At 59.2% G+C, this 13,750-nt stretch carries 15 protein-coding genes; 4 read left to right on the top strand and 11 right to left on the bottom strand.

The window, feature by feature from the left end; all coding sequences use genetic code 11:
- Positions 1-12: 12 nt before the first annotated feature.
- Complete coding sequence (locus HP556_RS15735; protein WP_175367669.1) at positions 13-657, top strand: NADPH-dependent F420 reductase; 645 nt, start codon at positions 13-15, stop codon at positions 655-657.
- A gap of 118 nt (positions 658-775) precedes the next feature.
- Positions 776-1,165: a nuclear transport factor 2 family protein gene (locus HP556_RS15740; RefSeq protein WP_175367670.1), complete on the top strand. Its 390-nt coding sequence runs from the start codon at positions 776-778 to the stop codon at positions 1,163-1,165.
- A 661-nt stretch (positions 1,166-1,826) separates the two neighbouring features.
- Here HP556_RS15740 and HP556_RS15750 read toward each other — a convergent pair.
- The 10 genes from HP556_RS15750 to HP556_RS15795 all read right to left on the bottom strand — a co-directional run bounded on the left by HP556_RS15750 (position 1,827) and on the right by HP556_RS15795 (position 11,249).
- Positions 1,827-3,050 (bottom strand): ABC transporter substrate-binding protein, encoded by a 1,224-nt coding sequence (locus HP556_RS15750; protein WP_175367671.1) that lies wholly within the window; start codon positions 3,048-3,050, stop codon positions 1,827-1,829.
- Between the two features lie 78 nt (positions 3,051-3,128).
- Positions 3,129-3,650, bottom strand: a complete 522-nt coding sequence (locus tag HP556_RS15755; RefSeq protein WP_175367672.1) for a VOC family protein — start codon at positions 3,648-3,650, stop codon at positions 3,129-3,131.
- Positions 3,647-3,835 (bottom strand): DUF2783 domain-containing protein, encoded by a 189-nt coding sequence (locus tag HP556_RS15760; protein ID WP_175367673.1) that lies wholly within the window; start codon positions 3,833-3,835, stop codon positions 3,647-3,649. Before HP556_RS15760 ends, HP556_RS15755 begins: the two co-directional genes overlap by 4 nt.
- A gap of 3 nt (positions 3,836-3,838) precedes the next feature.
- The gene (locus HP556_RS15765) at positions 3,839-5,521 is read right to left on the bottom strand and encodes an FAD-dependent monooxygenase (protein ID WP_175367674.1); all 1,683 of its coding nucleotides are present in this window, start codon (positions 5,519-5,521) and stop codon (positions 3,839-3,841) included.
- 20 nt (positions 5,522-5,541) lie between these two features.
- A complete protein-coding gene (locus tag HP556_RS15770) occupies positions 5,542-6,693 on the bottom strand; it encodes an ABC transporter substrate-binding protein (RefSeq protein WP_175367675.1) in 1,152 nt (383 codons plus the stop codon).
- A gap of 33 nt (positions 6,694-6,726) precedes the next feature.
- The gene (locus tag HP556_RS15775) at positions 6,727-7,776 is read right to left on the bottom strand and encodes an alpha/beta hydrolase family protein (RefSeq protein WP_210269208.1); all 1,050 of its coding nucleotides are present in this window, start codon (positions 7,774-7,776) and stop codon (positions 6,727-6,729) included.
- A 77-nt stretch (positions 7,777-7,853) separates the two neighbouring features.
- Positions 7,854-8,555 carry an ABC transporter ATP-binding protein gene (locus tag HP556_RS15780; protein ID WP_246297781.1) on the bottom strand — a complete coding sequence of 234 codons (702 nt, stop codon included), beginning with the start codon at positions 8,553-8,555 and terminating at the stop codon, positions 7,854-7,856.
- A gap of 11 nt (positions 8,556-8,566) precedes the next feature.
- Positions 8,567-9,400, bottom strand: a complete 834-nt coding sequence (locus HP556_RS15785; RefSeq protein WP_246297753.1) for an ABC transporter ATP-binding protein — start codon at positions 9,398-9,400, stop codon at positions 8,567-8,569.
- A complete protein-coding gene (locus tag HP556_RS15790) occupies positions 9,397-10,368 on the bottom strand; it encodes a branched-chain amino acid ABC transporter permease (RefSeq protein WP_175367678.1) in 972 nt (323 codons plus the stop codon). Before HP556_RS15790 ends, HP556_RS15785 begins: the two co-directional genes overlap by 4 nt.
- A gap of 2 nt (positions 10,369-10,370) precedes the next feature.
- Positions 10,371-11,249 carry a branched-chain amino acid ABC transporter permease gene (locus HP556_RS15795; protein ID WP_210269217.1) on the bottom strand — a complete coding sequence of 293 codons (879 nt, stop codon included), beginning with the start codon at positions 11,247-11,249 and terminating at the stop codon, positions 10,371-10,373.
- 117 nt (positions 11,250-11,366) lie between these two features.
- Between HP556_RS15795 and HP556_RS15800 the strand changes: the two genes are divergently transcribed.
- Both HP556_RS15800 and HP556_RS30580 read left to right on the top strand, forming a co-directional pair.
- Entirely contained in the window at positions 11,367-12,182 is an 816-nt protein-coding gene (locus HP556_RS15800; RefSeq protein ID WP_175367680.1) for a helix-turn-helix transcriptional regulator, read from the top strand.
- 631 nt (positions 12,183-12,813) lie between these two features.
- The gene (locus tag HP556_RS30580; protein ID WP_420878671.1) at positions 12,814-13,029 is read left to right on the top strand and encodes an IclR family transcriptional regulator domain-containing protein; all 216 of its coding nucleotides are present in this window, start codon (positions 12,814-12,816) and stop codon (positions 13,027-13,029) included.
- 117 nt (positions 13,030-13,146) lie between these two features.
- Here HP556_RS30580 and HP556_RS15810 read toward each other — a convergent pair whose 3' ends face one another.
- Complete coding sequence (locus tag HP556_RS15810) at positions 13,147-13,749, bottom strand: TetR/AcrR family transcriptional regulator (RefSeq protein ID WP_175367682.1); 603 nt, start codon at positions 13,747-13,749, stop codon at positions 13,147-13,149.
- Position 13,750: the final 1 nt, after the last annotated feature.

A 13,750-nucleotide genomic window follows, 5' to 3' on the forward strand; every position in this document is an offset into this window, starting at 1 on the left:
CAGGAGTACAATATGACAATTGGTATTATCGGTTCCGGCGCTCTCGGCTCGACCTTCGCACGGGCTCTCGCCAAAAATGGGATACCGGCCACAATTTCTAACAAACGCGGGCCAGAGTCGCTGGCATCGCTCGTGCAGGAAATCGGCCCCTTCATCAAGGCGGGCACGGTCGAAGAGGCCGCAGGTGCGGATATCGTTCTTGCAGCGATACGCTGGGTCGATGCTGAGAATGTGTTGAGCAGTCTGCCGGCCTGGAACGGGCGCATCGTCATCGATGGCACCAATCCAGTGGAATTCCTCGCCCCCGACTCGCCCGATGCGAAAGACCCCAACAATCCGCTCGCGGCCTACGGCCTCAAGGCGGCTGATCTGGGGGGAAGATACTCAAGTGAGATCGTCAAGCAGTATGTGCCGGGTGCGCGGGTCGTAAAGGCGTTCAACCATAACGGCGTCGAGGCGCTTCTCGAGCCGGAAGTGGCTGGTGGCCAGCGGGTGCTGTTTTATTCCGGCGACGACATCGCCGCAAAAGCCGAGGTCCGCAAGATCATCGAAGCCATCGGTTTCTTCCCGGTTGATCTTGGCTCTCTCGACGTTGGCGGACCGCTGGCATCACTCCCGTTCGGTGCCTTGTCGTCGCACAACTTTATCAAGATCTAGCGAAGAAGCTTACGAAAGAGGGGAGCCCGCCATTTCGTGGGCTCCCAGTGGCCGATTGGCAATCTCGTTCGCTCGACCAGCGACGTGAGCATTCCCAACGAAAAACAGGAGCATATTCATGACCGACCAACAAAACGATGCGGCCGTCGATTACGATGGCCTGATGCAGGCTCACCTCTACCGCGTGTTCGGCGAGCGTGATACAATAAAGCGCACGGCGGCGATCCGCGAACTCTATGCCGAGGACGTCGTGGTGTACGAAGAGGGTGTCGAGGCAGTCGGGTACGCTGGCGTCGATCACGTGGTCGATGCGGTGTTGTCGAAGGCACCGCCGATCTTCGTTTTCGGCACGTACGGACCCGCCGTCGGCCATCACGGGGTCGGCCGCATGCGCTGGCATTTCGGCCCGGCCGACGGGCCGCCCGTCGTCACCGGTCTCGATGTCGTCGAGATCGTGAACGGCCGGATCACGACGCTGCATGTTTTCATCGATCCGCCAGCCGCATGATCCTCCTACCCTCGTCGCGAAGGAGCGTATCCTTGTTCACCGGCAGCGTTGCCGAGCCCAGTCTGGGCTCGAACGTGCTGCGCGCCGAACGATGCGCGGACGGAAGTGGCAGCCGCACTGCGGTCCAGCACCGACACCGCCCACGATATCGCGAAGGCGAGCGGAACCGAGACCAGGGCCGGATTGTCGCAAGGGAACGGCGCGGTTCCGAGCTTCAGCGAGGCGGTCCATACTCCCGGGTTGAGAGCGACCAATCCCACCGAAGTCAGCAAGCCCGCGATCGATCCGCTCACCGCGTGCGGAAGCCTTCGCGCGTTAGATAGGCGTCGAGAATATCGCCGATTTGCGGTACATCTTCAGCAATGAGGATCAGTGCGTTCATCGGGTTCACAAGGTCAAATAAAGCTGGTCAATGTCCCATGGCACGGGGGGACGCTCGCCGTCGACCTATTATCAGGCCTCTCCGCCAAACCTCCACACATTCTCCATTGTTCGCCAACTGTTGCTGGCGATGGCACAGCGCGTTGACCGCCCTCAGTTAGGATCTTCCTTACACACGTGCGAGGTGGCTGACATTTTTGAAAAGAGGATGTTCTTCGAGTGCAGCAGTCTTGTCAGTAAATCGAACGAGTAGTGATGGCACGGCCGGAACCGTATTCAGCTATCTGTCGGATCCGGTGCTGATAACTTCACCGAACAATTCCCACTTAGTGCCCTGGAACCTCATCATCTGAAGTTGCTCGATCGGAAAGAAATCTGCCCCGCTAGTGTTGATCTTGATGCCGGGCAGCAGCGTGTCTGGTTTAAAATCCTTCAGAGCTGCAGCCTGGTGCATGACGTTCTCGCGCGTCAGGTTATCCCCACATTGCTGCAGCACCTTTACCATAGTCTGCGCGGCGCCGTAGCCGTAGACGACCGAGCTATCGGTCTTGTTCGCGTCGGGAACGTACTTCTGCAAGAATGCGAAGAATTTTTGCATGCCCGCATCATTGTTCCAGCGCGAATCCGCGCCATCCTTGGCGTAGGCTGCCGACAAGATGCCTTGTGCATTATCGAAGCCTGCGGGCTGCATGACGCCGCCTATTGACGCCCCCGCATTGATCTGGAGGTAGAGCGGTTTCCATCCGAGCTCAGCGGCCTTTCGGATCGCCTGAGCGGCAAATTTGGGGGTGGTTATGCTGAGAAACACATCCGCTGCGGTAGACTTCAATTTGACGATATGAGACTCGATGGTCGGTTCGGAAACCTCATAGCTGTCTTCCGCAACGATCATGGAGGTCTTTTCGCCAAGGCCATCCTTCAGGCCGGTCAGCAGATCTTTCCCAAAATCATCATTCTGGTAGAGAACCGCAATTTTGGCGTCGGGCTTCTCCTTTAGGAGATATTTTGCGTAAATTCGCCCTTCGCTCTGGTAGGCAGGCTGCCACCCGATCGTCCAAGGAAAATCTTTGGGATTGCCCCATTTGCTCGCGCCCGTGGCAACGAATAGCTGCGGTACCTTCTTGGCGTTCAGGTATTTCTGGATCGCGGAGTTGGACGGAGTTCCGAGCGTGCCGAACAGGAATAACACTTCGTCGCTTTCGACCAGCTTTCGCGCCTGCTCGACGGCTTTTGGAGGACTGTAGCTATCGTCATAGGAAATAAACTTGATCTTCCGGCCAGCGATGCCGCTCTGTTCGTTGATCATGTCGAAATAGGCGGCCTCGATTTTTCCAATGACACCATAGGAAGAAGCTGGGCCACTGTAGGCCATGATGTTGCCAATCTTGATTTCTGTATCGCTTGCACCGGGATCATATTTGCCTTGTGCGCGAAGGGCATTGCAGCTCCACCCCAATATGAAAAACGAGGCGAGCAGTGTTACGCAATTTCTTTTCGTAATCATGATCGAGTTAGCCTTTCGAGCAATCTGTTGACGAGCAATGATCCGTTCTCTCGGAGGTCTTTCCGAAAGAGAGCCGCACTAAATATTTTGACTTGGCGCGAGGCCTCTCTTCTTGACCGTCCATGCGTTGAGCTTCTCCCGAGCGTGGTGGCTCTCTTTTTCCATGTAACCCTCATCGACTGTCCACGTCGTCAGTTCGACGCGGAGGCCGTTCGGATCGAAGAAATAAATCGAGTTAATGATGTGATGATCGGTAACTCCCAATACTTCGATACTGTAATCCTCCAGTCGTTTTTTTGCTGCCAGGAGCTGGTCGCGGTCGGAGACCTCGAGCGCGATGTGGTTGACCCACGCGGGAGTGTTGGGTGACGGCTCCGGCGCGATGTTATCGCCTAGATCGAAGAACGCGATGCACGATCCGTCGGCCATTTGGAAGAAGATATGCGTATAAGGGTTATACTCGCCCGTTGAGGGAACGTGATCCTCCTGAATGACATGCAACAGGGGGAGGCCAAGAATGTCCTCGTAGAAGTGTCGCGTTTCCTCTGCGTCCTTGCAGCGATAGGCGAAGTGGTTGAGTTTTTGAATCGCAAAATTCATGTCAGGTCCTCCAGTGCAATATCGACCAGGCGTTCCACTTGTTGCCCGTCGTTCAATTCTTTCGAAGCGAGAATGGCGAACTTCGAAAGGAAAAGGACTTCCTTTCCGGAGCCCGCGGCATCGATGGCGTTCGCCAATTTTTCCCAGATGCGCTCGAGATCGAAATTTTGTGAGGGTGGTGACATGGTTCAGTCTCCGCGTGCGAGGGAAAGCGCAAAGATCGCGTCGAATCGGGTCGGATCAAACCGTCGCCACCGTGCGGCCACGTGGCCGTCGGGTCGAATGAGGTAGCCCGCCCCTGGCCTGTCGAGACCAAGCAAGTCCCGCGCTCGATGGCGATGATCGACGACGACGGTGGGCCGCGCATCCGCGCGGTCATTCTGCTCAAGAATAACTACGTTGAGACGATCGCGAGAGGCGACCTTGCACAGGTGCATTTCCACTGCCTCGTCGCCCCCCGCCACGACAACCGTCGGATCGAGGCCGACGAGGTCGATGAGATGTCCGTCGTAAAGCTGATGCCCGCGCCGCATTTTTATTGGGAAGGTCGGCAGCGTTGCTCCCACGACCGGTCCGCTTTCCCAGCTTTCGTCCTCCGTCGTCTGGATCGGCGACGTGGCGAAGGTGATGGCAGTGGTCTGGCGCGGATTAACCAGGGCCCGTGCAAAGGCATTCGAGACAGCGAGACTAAGCGCCGCTTGGCGCATGAGCTCGAATCCGCGCGACGGTGGCGTCATGAACAGCGTGCTCTTGCGCGCCTGCTCGATGTTCTCGCGCGCGGCGAAGACGCGTTCGTGCGAATAGCTGTCGAGGAGTCCGTCTCCGCCCCAACCCTGGATGACCGCGGCAAGCTTCCAGACGAGATTGCCGGCATCATCGATGCCGGAATTCAGGCCTCTCACACCGAAGATCGGCACCAGATGCGCCGCATCGCCGGCAAACAGGATACGGCCATGTCGATAGTGCGGAAGCGTGAGGCAGTGGGCCTTATATAGACTGATCCAGATCAGCTCATAGTCCGGTGCCTCGCCAATCATTTTGAGATGTGCATCGACCCTGGCGCGAACCCGCTCCTCCTGGAGTTCGATGGCCGAATCCTCGTCGTCACGAAGCTGATAATCGATCCGCCACACGTCATCCGGCTGACGATGCATCAGTACCGTCGAGCCGGGATTAGACGGAGGATCGAACCAGGCCCGACGCTCGGTCGGATACTCGGAACTGAATTTGATATCAGCAATCAGGTAACGCCCCTCATAGGAGTTGCCCTCAAGCTTGAGACCGACTGCCTCGCGGACGAAGCTCCGTGCGCCGTCCGCGGCCACGACCCAGTCCGCTTCCAGATCGTAAACGCCATCAGGTGTTTCGACCGAGAGAATCACACAGTCATTGGTCGACTTGACCGCCGTGAGTCGGCTGTGCCAGCGGATATCGGCTTCGGGACATTCGTTTAGCGCATCGACAAGGTATTGCTCCGCGAAGCACTGCTGGAGGTTAACCATCGGGGGATACTTCTGATCTTCATCGTGAGGCATCTGGAAATCCAGCACTTGGTGACCGTGCCAAAAGCTGCGGCCCCCGGTCCAGGGAAGCCCTTTCGCAAGGGGACGCTGTACCGCGCCGAAGCGGTTCCAGATTTCGAGGCTCCTTCGCGAGATGCAGGCGGCACGGCTTCCGAAGCTCACCGAGTCGCGTGGCTCGAGCACGACCACCGGAATGCCATACCGGGCCAGACCAATGGCCGCCGTTAATCCGACCGGACCGGCTCCGACAACGACCACCGGCCGCTGCTCCGGCCTGCCATCGAGGCCAGGCGGGCGTCGGAACGGATAGGATGGGAAATCGTCATACATACTGCGACCGATGGCCATGGCGGTTTCCAAAGTCCTGATCAGTTGGTCGGATGCCAGTCGCCGTTTTTCACGACGGCGATGATGAAGGCCGAGCTGTCGAGACCGAGGTGATCCTTCGGGCTCATTGTGAAGATGCCGTTGATACCGACAAACTCTTTCGTTTTCTCAATCTCGTCGCGGATCGCTTCGGGCGTGACCTTGCCGCCTTTGTCGATCGTTCGCTCGATCGCTCCGATCAGCATCATCAACCCATCATAAGCGGCGCCACCGCCATAGGAGGCCGGCTCCTTCTGCGCTTCCTCGTAGGTGCGCTTGTAGTCCAGCGCGACCTTCTTCTGCGGTGCGCTATCCGGCAGCTTGTCTGCGACGAGAAGCGAGGCAACGGGAACGAATACGCCTTCAGCCGCCGCTCCCGTGTTGTCGAGGAATGTCTTCGAGGCAATCGCGGGTGACAGATAGAGCGGGATGTTGAGACTGAGCTGCTTGACGTTACGGGCAATGATGCTCGGACTGGCGCCGATCCCGAAATTGAGGATTGCCTGTGCGTTGGCATTGCGGATGCGGGTGAGCTGGGCCGTCATGTCACTGTCGGTTGGCGCGTAGACCTCGTCAGCGACGATTTCGATGCCAAGTTCTTTTGCTGCCTTCAACGCCTGCTCGCGACCAGACTGACCGTAGCCATCCGAGCCGTTGAGCATGCCGATCTTGGCAATACCGTTCGTCTTCATATGTTCGAAGCCACGCAGCACAGCCGTTCGATCGGTCGCGGGGGTCTTGAACACCCACTTCTTCACCGGCTCGACAATTGTGATTGCGCCGGCGAGCGAGATGAGGGGGATCTCGTTGTCTTCGAAGACCGGAATAGTCGCCATGGTCGTGCCTGTGCTTGAGCCCCCGATGATGGCCACGACTTTGTCCTGATTGACGAGGCGCAGTGCAAACGAACGTGCCTGCGACGTGTCGCCCGCGTCGTCATAAGCCACAAGCTCGAGCGGCCGACCTTTGACGCCGCCGGCCTTATTGATGCGGTCGACATAGAGTTTCAGTGTCTTCATCTCGGGGTCGCCGAGGAATGAGATTGGTCCGGTCGATGAAAGAAACGCGCCGATCTTGATTGGTTGCTGCGCCGCCGCAGGCCCGGATGCGCAAGTAGCTACGGCTGCCACCGCGGCAATAATTACATTTCGCATGAGTAATCTCCCCCTGTTTGCTCTTTGCTCTGATTAAAGACGCTGTGAAAAAGCAGCGATCCTGTCTGCCGCCTCCTGAACGAGGTGCGGCTGACCGGCAAGGTAGTGATTGCCGCCGCGCAAGACGTGCCGCTCGGCTCGGCCGGCCGCGGCGCTCGCCCAGGTATCGTTATCGGACGGGAACACCGATGCGTCGGCCGTGTGTTCGAGCAGGAGGACCGGCACCGAGGTGTGCGCGAGGTTAGCGGGGCCATCGCCGCGGCTTGATTGCGACCATTGGCTCAAATAGCCGGTCAGAGAGGTGTAGCGGCCCATGCTGTTGGCGGCGTAGTTCTGCGCGCGGGGCGGCCCCCACACGGTCGTGCCGGGGATGCGATCGTTCGGATCGAGTGCCGGGTCAAGGCAGCGCGGGTCGGCGAGTGTGCGGTGAATGATGAAGGCCATGTCCCGCGGCCCGTCGTGCGCTGCCCTGATCTGGCGCAGCCGCTGTCGTGCCCAGATCTCGATGCGTGCGTTGCGGGCCTTCTGCGCAGCGCGGTAGCGCATCATGAATTCGGCAGAATAGGCCGGGCCGTTCTCGGGATTGAACATGTCGAGGGCTGGATCGGAACCCAGCGCATCACTTTCCTCGATCAAGGCCGGATCGAGCCAGGTGTCCATGAGACGTGAACGTCCGAGATGAGCCGCGTTGAGGGAGATTGCATCGGCAGGAGGGAGATCTTCGGGCAAGAGATCGATCGGATCGCCAGCCGGCGTGTCTTCGATCGTAAGTGCCTCGGCCTGCGCTTGATAGAAGCTTACCAGCGCTCCGCCCCCAGAATTGCCGAGGAGCAGGATTCGCTCAAAGCCTTGCTGCCGCAGCCACTTGACGCCAGCACCAAGATCCTGGATGGCGCGTTCGAGCACGAGAACGGCATCGTTGCCGAGATAGCGCGTGTTGAGACCGAGCATCGCCACGCCGCGCTCCGCCAGGGCACCGATCAGATAGTGGCCCATGAAATTGCTGGTAGGATGGATCACGATTGCTGCGACCTTGGAGCCGGCGGGTCGCGCGAAGGCACCCCAGATGCGCGGCCGCAGCATTGCGAGGCCCGACTGGCTCTCCATTGCCGCGCCGGCGCGGACATCGATCGTGACGAGTTCCGGTGTGACCATGTGTGCTACACTCCCAAGTAAGCTTCTTGGACCCGCCGGTCCTCGAGAAGATCCAAGCCGTCACCTGCCAGAACGATCCGGCCGGTCTCGATGACGTAGCCGCGATCGGCAAGTGCGAGGGCGGCGTTCGCGTTTTGCTCGACCAGCAGGATCGTGGTGCCTGAAGCTCGGAGCTCGTCGATGATGTCGAAGATCCGTTCGACGACGACGGGAGCCAGCCCCATCGACGGCTCGTCCAGCAGCAGCAGCTTGGGGGCTGACATCAACGCGCGCCCAAGAGCCAGCATCTGTTGCTGACCGCCCGAGAGCGTCCCTGCTAACTGCCGCCTGCGCTCCGCGAGGATTGGGAACATGGCGTAGGCTCGTGTGAAGCCTGCGGATACGGTGGCCCGGTTACGGCCGTAACCGCCGAGCAGCAGGTTGTCCTCGATCGTCAACTGCGGAAAAACTAGCCGCCCCTCCGGCACCTGCGCGATACCAAGCGCAACCCGTTCCGACGCGCGCAGGTGATTGATGTCGTGTCCACCGAATCGAATTGTCCCGCCATCGATCGGCTGGACACCGGACAGGCAACGCAGGAGCGTCGTTTTTCCGGCTCCGTTTGAGCCTACCAAGGCGACGAGTTCTCCGCGTCCGATTTCGAGCGACACGGTAGAGAGCACGCGAATACGTCCATAACTTGAGCTGAGATCCTGAACCTGAAGCAGTGGCACAGCGCTCATGATCGCCTCCGCCTGATGCCGCCACCGAGATAAGCGCGGATGACTTCCGGGCTGCGTCGAATCTCGTCAGGGGTTCCTTCCGCCAGCTTCTGGCCCTGATCGAGGACGACGATGGTCTCAGCAATGCTCATGACCAGCTTCATGTCGTGTTCGACCAGGAGCACCGTCACGCCCTGCAGCGCGATATCGGCGATGAGGTCGCGCATCGTGGCGGTCTCAGCCGGGTTAAGGCCCGCAGCCGGCTCATCCATCAGAAGAAGTTTCGGTTCAGCCGCGAGCGCGCGAGCGATATCGAGCCGCTTCAGCGCGCCGTAGGGCATCGCGTCAGAACGTGAATCGCGAAACGTGTCCAGACCGACACGCTGGAGTAACATCTCCGCGCGATCGCGCGCTTCGGCATTGGCCTGGCGGATAGCTGGCGTGTTGAACAAAGCCTTGAGGAAACTCGGTTCCGAGCGCAAATGGGCTCCGACCATGACACTCTCAAGCGCAGTCAGCTCAGAGAAGGTCTGCAGGTTTTGGAATGTGCGTTGCAGCCCCGCCTGGGCGCGTTCGGCGGTGGGTAGATCCGTCACATCGCGCTCGTCGAGCAGAACCTGACCGGCGGACGGCCGGACAACCCCCGCCACAAGATTGAAGAGGGTCGTCTTGCCAGCGCCGTTCGGTCCGATGAGGGCATGAATGCGACCTGCAGTCACCACAAAGCTGACGTCGTTGACGGCTTTGACGCCACCGAATGCCCGCGAAAGATTGCGGATCTCGAGCAGCCGATGTGATGGTTGTGGCGCAATCATCGGCTCTAGCCTGAGACGGACAATGGATGACGTCATCGGCCCACCCTCCGTCCGAACAGGTCGGCAAGAGTCGGAACAATGCCGCGCGGCATAAAGATCATGGTCGCAATGAGGACGATACCGATCGCGACGTGCTTGTATTCAGCGAAGGCCGCCACGAGCTGAGGCAGCGCAGTCAGGATCGCGGCACCGACCAAGGCGCCATAAGTTGAGCCGAGGCCGCCGAAGACGATCATGGTCAGGAACTCGACCGACCTCAGGAAGCCGGCATCCGCAGGCGTGATGAAGCGTTCGGCGAAAACGAAGAACGCCCCCGCGATACTTGCCAGGACAGCAGAGAAAGCGAAGACCAGTGCCTTGGCGCGGGGGACGTCAACGCCGGCCGTTGCCGCTGCGATCTCGGACGAGTGCAGCGCGCGCAGCGAGCGGCCGGCCGGCGAATTGACGAGGTTTTCGGCGAGCCAGACCGCCACGATCAGGAAGGCCGCCACGATCCAGTACCAGAACTCGATCGCACGGAGTTTGAATTCGCCGAGCCGCATAGCTGGCACGCTCAGGCCGTCCGGGCCACCAGTGAGCCAGATCTCACGATTGAGTACGATCGAGATGATGATCCCGAGCCCAAGTGTCGCCATCGCGAGATAGTGGCCCTTGAGCTTCAGGATCGGACGCGCGATTACGTGGGCCAACAGACCGACGACGGTAGCTATGACGGGGGCTGCGATGAGGCCGTGAACACCGAGCTTTATAGAAAGTAGCGCGGTGCCGTAGGCGCCGAGCGCGAAGAAGCCGGCATGACCTAGACTAATTTGGCCCGCGTAGCCCGATAGAAGATTGAGCCCAACGCATACAATAGCGCTCAGCCCGACCTTCACCGCGACATCGAAGAAGAACGGGTTCGGAAAGCTCAGCGGCAGAACGATGAGGATCGCCGAAAGAATTGCCAGCCGACCGAGGGGCGCGCCGAGCGAGATCGCTGCTGAGAGGGTGGTGCCAGTGGCCATGATCACACCCGATCCATGGCAACGCGGCCGAACAGACCGCCGGGGCGAACCATCAACACAGTGAGGATTAGAAGGAAGGCGATCGCGTCCTGGTAGCCGGAAGAGACATAGCCGCCGGTGAAGGCCTCAACGAGACCAAGCACGAGCCCGCCCGCCAGCGCGCCGAACGGATTGCCAAGCCCGCCCAGCATCGTCGCGGCGAAGCCCTTGAGGCCGAGCATGATGCCGATATCGTACCGTGTCAGCGTAATCGGCGTTGTGAGAACGCCGCCAAGCGCCCCCAACGCCGCGGCGAGAGCGAAGCTGACGAGCAGCACGTGCCGTGTCTCTATCCCGACCAGTTGTGCGGCGAGGGGGCTCTGCGCCGTCGCGCGCATGGCTTTGCCGAACAGGGTTTTTTCGAAGAACCACCAGAGCAGTGCGGCCACGATGGCGAGTGTACCGAGTACCCAGAGACTCTGGCTTGCAATCGAGGCACCGAGTACCTGGACGTTGGATTCGCCCGAGAACGCCGGGAAGACGAATTCGCGCTTGCCGAGTGTGACTTCCACAATGCCGCGAAGCAAAACCGAGCCGCCGATCGTGATGATAATGAGGGTGGCAAGACCCGCGCGCTGGGCGGGCTCAATCGCAAGCCGGTAGAAGGCGACACCGGCTATCGTCGCAGCCGCGATCGCTACCGGCACGGCGAGCCAGATCGGCAGCAGGCCGGTAGTCGTGAACAGGAAGGCGGTGAGCATGCCGCCCAGCATCACGAACTCGCCTTGGGCAAAATTGATGATATTGCTCGCGTTGTAGATGATCGCGAATCCCATGCCCACGAGAGCGTAGATCGCGCCCCGGGTCAGGCCCGACGCGGTGAATTGGGCGAAATCCGCCAGCATGTTTCCCTCCCAAATGGCCGGGCGCTGCCTGCGCCTTCTGTGGCGAGGTCTAGACTGGGTGGACGAACTGGTTCAGAACATCCCCCTAGAAGGGGACAACGGGGAGTTGCTCAAATGGCCGAAAGGGACAATGCCCGATCGTTGGACGCATTTGCCGACACGGTTGGCGCGATTGGCACGCTGGGTTTTGACGAGATTCTGCTTAAAGCTGTGAACTCAGTCGTGACTGTTGATCATCTGACGGTGCTCACCTATCGGGCGAACGAAAAACTGCAGACCCTATCCATTGCTAGTCGCATTGATCTCGCGCAGGCGCGCTCGCTGACGCGCGACTACGTTGCACATCTCCACGTGTTCGATCCGAACTTCCCCGATATCACCAAGCTGAGCCGGAGTCGGAGTCGACGGATTATCGTGAGAAGGCATGATCGATCGCGACTAAGGACCAAGGCCTATCAGCAACGCTTCTATTCAACGGTGGGAATCGTCGATAAGGTCTCTTACCTCTGGCGTCTCGGCGACGTCGCTTTTTATGTCAATCTGTACCGAACGCTGCGCACCGGCCACTATGCCGAGAATGAGTTACGCAAGTTGAGCGAGATCGCTCGCATGGTTGCGAGTTTGGTACGTATGCATGGCGGCCGGAAACGCCTCGAGACCGCGCTCGCCACCGGAAATTTTGGTGAACTCTCAACTCGCCTCGTCGAATTGCTTGGACCGCACTTGACGGCACGGGAGCAGGCGGTCCTCTCCTGCATCCTTATGGGTATGCATACGGAAGGCATCGCACTGAGTCTGCATGTCAAACCGTCAAGCGTCATTACCTTTCGAAAGCGTGCCTATGCAAAACTCGGCATAGCAAGCCAACCCGAGCTATTCGCCAGGTGCCTGCGCGTGCTTCCACAATTTCCGATCGAAGCTCAACTTTGAGGTAGCTGCGGGGGAACCGAAGAAAAACGCGGGATTAGCTTTGTACCTTCAGAAGGGGACGTCCGTAAAATGCGCCGGATGGCTCAAATCCGTTATTGCTCAAGCGGACACGGAAAGTTCTTGCCCGCATCATGTCGCTGGAGGAGGAGCTCGCGGTTTCGGTTCAGTCGATGCGCTGCAGGCCTGCTTGGTTGATCACACCGGTCCAGCGCTTGATCTCGCTGGCGATGGAGTCGCGTGTCTCTATGGGCGAAGTGGCTTGGGCCTGAATGCCGAGCTGATCGAGCCGGTTCTGAAAGGCGACGGTACCGATCGCCGCGCGCAGCGTTTCGCTCAGCTCTCAAGCGCAATTTTCGCAATTGGAAAGTCTATACCTCCGAGTAACTCGCTCATCGGGACTATCACTGGGGCCAAGATCTCTCGGCCATGTTGGAGGGGCTGGACAGTCAATCCCGATCAGAGCTGCATTTGGCGGTCTCTGTTCGCTCAATTCGGGCAGAGAAATTATCAGTGATGCCCGATCATCGGGCCGCACCGATGCCGATGACGCTGCTCTTTCCGCATCGCCAGCACCTTTCCCGGAGGCTTCAGTTGCGTTTTGTTGCGCAATTGCAGGCCTAACTTGCGATAGATGCGCCGAGTCTTGTTCTGGCCGAGCCGCCAATACGTACCCGAATTTTATTGTGTGGCAGCACCAGTGTTGGATCAGGACAATCGGATGGTCGCAGCCATCGGAATTGGCGTCACGGCGAGCGACTTTGAGATGAACAAGTCGAACTTGGTTCGTGAAATGATAAGGGCCGCGCAGCAAGCTTCGCGAGAATTGGGATGGCAACATTCTAGTTAGACAAGGACGATCGAAACAGAGAAGTTGGGGCGGGGGGAACGGTGGCATGGGTCGCCCGATGGGCGGCATCGAGTACTGCGCGATTCTGATGAATTGTATGATGCCGAGGCCATTTCCCTATTGTTTCGCCAGCAGAGCGACATAATCAGAAAATGCGCGTTTGATCTCGACCTTCGCAGTCTTCTTCGACCAGTTCATCGAACCGGAAATGAACAAGGCGGCATTGCCGATACAGAAGGCGAGGATATTGGCGGAAAGAAAGCGGACGTCATTATGGTGAAAATGGCCGGACGCAATGCAGTCTTCGACGCACCCATGCAGCATGCGATAGGTAGGACCGGATATGCGCTTGGCCGATTCGCGCCCGCGGAGACCGGACATTGTGCGGCCGGAGAGAAATATCAGTTCGAAGTACGGACTCTTTTCCAGGGCGAAGTCAAAAAAGCCATCGGCCAGCAGCAGCAGCCTCTCTGGCGCAGAATGGCCTTCGCGGTACCGCTCGAGGTAGGCGGCAAAGATCCCATAACCGGCTTCAAGCAAGGCCAGTTGCAGCTGCTCCTTGTTTTCAAAATGGCGATAGATCGCCATCGGCGTGACGCCGACGTCGCCAGCGATCTGGCGCATGGACACATGGTCGGGTCCGTGAGTCAAAAAGCGATCGAGCGCCGTCTCGAGAATACGGTCCCGGGTTGACGGCTTTGCTGGAGGCGACATGGGCATC

Source organism: Tardiphaga robiniae, from assembly GCF_013359755.1.
Taxonomy (GTDB): domain Bacteria; phylum Pseudomonadota; class Alphaproteobacteria; order Rhizobiales; family Xanthobacteraceae; genus Tardiphaga; species Tardiphaga robiniae.

Coding starts and splice junctions, on each gene's coding strand:
- HP556_RS15750 (WP_175367671.1), bottom strand. CDS start 3,050: ATGATTACGAAAAGAAATTGCGTAACACTGCTCGCCTCGTTTTTCATA.
- HP556_RS15755 (WP_175367672.1), bottom strand. CDS start 3,650: ATGAATTTTGCGATTCAAAAACTCAACCACTTCGCCTATCGCTGCAAG.
- HP556_RS15770 (WP_175367675.1), bottom strand. CDS start 6,693: ATGCGAAATGTAATTATTGCCGCGGTGGCAGCCGTAGCTACTTGCGCA.
- HP556_RS15735 (WP_175367669.1), top strand. CDS start 13: ATGACAATTGGTATTATCGGTTCCGGCGCTCTCGGCTCGACCTTCGCA.
- HP556_RS15800 (WP_175367680.1), top strand. CDS start 11,367: ATGGCCGAAAGGGACAATGCCCGATCGTTGGACGCATTTGCCGACACG.
- HP556_RS30580 (WP_420878671.1), top strand. CDS start 12,814: ATGCGCCGAGTCTTGTTCTGGCCGAGCCGCCAATACGTACCCGAATTT.
- HP556_RS15810 (WP_175367682.1), bottom strand. CDS start 13,749: ATGCCCATGTCGCCTCCAGCAAAGCCGTCAACCCGGGACCGTATTCTC.
- HP556_RS15765 (WP_175367674.1), bottom strand. CDS start 5,521: ATGGCCATCGGTCGCAGTATGTATGACGATTTCCCATCCTATCCGTTC.
- HP556_RS15760 (WP_175367673.1), bottom strand. CDS start 3,835: ATGTCACCACCCTCACAAAATTTCGATCTCGAGCGCATCTGGGAAAAA.
- HP556_RS15785 (WP_246297753.1), bottom strand. CDS start 9,400: ATGACGTCATCCATTGTCCGTCTCAGGCTAGAGCCGATGATTGCGCCA.
- HP556_RS15740 (WP_175367670.1), top strand. CDS start 776: ATGACCGACCAACAAAACGATGCGGCCGTCGATTACGATGGCCTGATG.
- HP556_RS15775 (WP_210269208.1), bottom strand. CDS start 7,776: ATGCTGCGGCCGCGCATCTGGGGTGCCTTCGCGCGACCCGCCGGCTCC.
- HP556_RS15790 (WP_175367678.1), bottom strand. CDS start 10,368: ATGGCCACTGGCACCACCCTCTCAGCAGCGATCTCGCTCGGCGCGCCC.